General features: G+C 33.1%; 3 protein-coding genes, 1 tRNA gene and 1 other RNA gene. All 5 read left to right on the forward strand.

The genetic code is table 11. The annotated features are described in order from the left end of the window. The first annotated feature begins 14 nt into the window (after nucleotides 1-14). The 5 genes from ffs (at nucleotide 15) to AB7942_RS30400 (ending at nucleotide 2,491) form a co-directional block, all read left to right on the forward strand. Nucleotides 15-100, forward strand: an RNA gene (gene ffs / locus AB7942_RS30380) — signal recognition particle sRNA small type. Nucleotides 101-363: 263 nt separating this feature from the next. Further along, on the forward strand, nucleotides 364-855 hold the full coding sequence (locus AB7942_RS30385) for a CBO0543 family protein (RefSeq protein ID WP_369449772.1): 492 nt from the start codon (nucleotides 364-366) through the stop codon (nucleotides 853-855). Continuing rightward, entirely contained in the window at nucleotides 852-1,319 is a 468-nt protein-coding gene (locus tag AB7942_RS30390; RefSeq protein WP_369449773.1) for a CBO0543 family protein, read from the forward strand. The genes AB7942_RS30385 and AB7942_RS30390 overlap by 4 nt, the downstream gene beginning before the upstream one ends. 162 nt (nucleotides 1,320-1,481) lie before the next feature. Next, on the forward strand, nucleotides 1,482-2,087 hold the full coding sequence (locus AB7942_RS30395; RefSeq protein WP_369449774.1) for a DedA family protein: 606 nt from the start codon (nucleotides 1,482-1,484) through the stop codon (nucleotides 2,085-2,087). Between the two features lie 313 nt (nucleotides 2,088-2,400). Continuing rightward, nucleotides 2,401-2,491, forward strand: a tRNA-Ser gene (locus tag AB7942_RS30400). Nucleotides 2,492-2,560 lie beyond the last annotated feature (69 nt).

Here is a 2,560-nt window from a genome sequence, read left to right on the forward strand (position 1 = left end):
GTCCTACCTGCGGAGTTATAGTCCAACAAGGACATTAGGAAACTGGTCAGGGCGGGAACGCAGCAGCCATAACTAGTATAATTGTGTGGGCTATTACATAGGACAAAACAAAATCGCTAAAAGATACCCTAAAAGTCACATCCAATTATCGGATGTGACTTTTTTATGTGCGCCCAGCATGGGTGCAATCTATAGGGTGCAAGTCCCGAATTGTGAAGGCAGAAGTAACAGTAGCTCAACGCAAGGGTGTCTGCGGTTACGCGGAATCTGAAGGAACCGAGCGGCAAACCTCCCATATAAAAATGTATTTTTATAAATAAAGAGAAGATAATACAAATATAATTTCTTTAGGAGAGTATTCCAATGAATTTTGAAAGGTGGATTTTAATAGGATTCACGTTTTTATGTATCATTGCAATTTTTAAATTGGTGCCAAGAGAGAAAGCAAGAGATGCATGTGTTTTATTTTTGTTTCTCCAAATAATTACTTGGCCTGCTGGTCTATTTGCAGTTGAAAAGGGATGGATTGAATATCCTACTCAGTTACTTCCAAATGCAAATGATTATAACAGGACAAGTTTCACTTTTGAATTTTTCATTTTTCCAATTGTTGCGATTTTTTTTAGTCTGTATTATCCAAATAAAGCTAAAATTAAAGGTGCCCTATTATATTACATATCATTTGCTGGTTTCTTCACTGTTTGTGAGGTAGTACTGGAAAAGTACACAACTCTTGTGGAATATCACGAGTGGAAATGGTATTGGACTTTATTAACGGTTATAATTTCTTTATTTTTGAACCATAGATATTATCTCTGGTTTAAAAAAAGATTGGTAAAGGTTGAAAGCAGATGATTAAAGAAATTCTAATTATAATTTTTTCTTGGTTAATATCTATTTCTTTAATGTTGAAATACATACCGAAAGAAAGTAAAAGAACTGCTCATATAACATTTTTATTTGTTTCAACAATAACATGGATTTATGAATACATTCAATTATTAACTGGGTTGGTAGAATTTCCATTTAGAGAATTTAATGGGGCAACAAAAATGAGTTTTTCACTTTATTATTTTGTGTATCCCACATTTGGAGTGTTGTTTATAACTTTATATCCTATGGAAAAAGTGAAACTAAGAATTTTTAATCATTTTTTCGTATTTGCAATAGCCATTACAACATATTCGTTTTTCATTGAAAAATACAGCTCTTTAATTTTTTTCAAAAAATGGAACTGGTTCGCTAGTTTTTTCAGTAACTTAATTATTTTATTTATTGTTAAAAAATTTGTATATTGGTTTAAAAAGGGACTAGTATAACTAACAGGTACGATGCTTTAATATAAAGCATCGTCTATTTTTGATTTAATTAACGAAACAGATTTTAAAGAATTATACTTAAAGTAACGGGTACAAGTGTTGAAGACCATCTGCCTAAAATACTTCTGATAATAAAACCTATCTTAAAGGTGGAATGAGAAAATGCAGAACCATATTGAGTACCTTCTAGAACATTATGGGTACTTCGGAATAACCTTCGCCTTGATCGGTGGTATTGTTGGACTTCCTATACCCGATGAGGTGCTTCTTACATATATTGGTTACAATGTGTTTCAGGGAAAATTATCATACATAATGTCAATAGTAAGTGCCTTTGTAGGGGCCACGGGGGGGATTTCGCTTAGTTACCTCATCGGTTACAAATTTGGATTGCCTTTATTAGAAAAGTTTGGACCAAAAATTCACATTACTGAGCAAAAAATTAATAGAACAAAGAAATTATTCAGGAAATTCGGACCTTATCTTTTATTACTAGGTTATTTTATACCTGGGGTTCGTCATCTTTCAGCATATATAGCTGCTGTCAATCTCTTCACTTTTAGAAAATTTGCGGTATACGCATTTACGGGTGCATTAATATGGAGTATTACTTTTATCACACTAGGAAGAATATTAGGGGAAAATTGGACTAGTGTGGAACTATATATATCGACATATAGTATTTATTTAATTACGAGCTTATTTGTCCTTTCAATATTGTTTTATTTTTTATGGAAGAGAAGAAATTTAAAAAGGGATATTTCATAAAAGTGGCTTCCTTTAAAAACTAAAACTAAAGAAGGAGTTATTTCTTATGGCGAGGTTAATTGTCAAACTCATTGTTTGTCCACTAACGATAATTAATTTCTTCTGTAATTTTTACAAAACTGTTAATTGTAATGCTTTTTTCAACCTTAAACGGAATGTTTTACACTTAATTGCAAGTGATTGAAGTAGAAAAAAAACAATGATTCAACTAGGTCTTTTGGACTACCAAAATTTACAGCTATCATCCATTTGGCAGAAATGATATATTTCTCTTGTAAGTTCTTAACGGAACTAACGCGTAACCTTTTATGACAGAGAAGTACTCAAGAGGCTGAAGAGGCGCCCCTGCTAAGGGTGTAGGTCGGGTAACCGGCGCGAGGGTTCAAATCCCTTCTGCTCTGCCATTTTATTATGGGGATGTCATGGTATCGACAGGGATAGTTTGAGCTTATATGGCGAGTCGAGGGATTCGT

The sequence above is a fragment of the Neobacillus sp. BF23-41 genome (assembly GCF_041106275.1).

Coding starts and splice junctions, on each gene's coding strand:
- AB7942_RS30395 (WP_369449774.1), top strand. CDS start 1,482: ATGCAGAACCATATTGAGTACCTTCTAGAACATTATGGGTACTTCGGA.
- AB7942_RS30390 (WP_369449773.1), top strand. CDS start 852: ATGATTAAAGAAATTCTAATTATAATTTTTTCTTGGTTAATATCTATT.
- AB7942_RS30385 (WP_369449772.1), top strand. CDS start 364: ATGAATTTTGAAAGGTGGATTTTAATAGGATTCACGTTTTTATGTATC.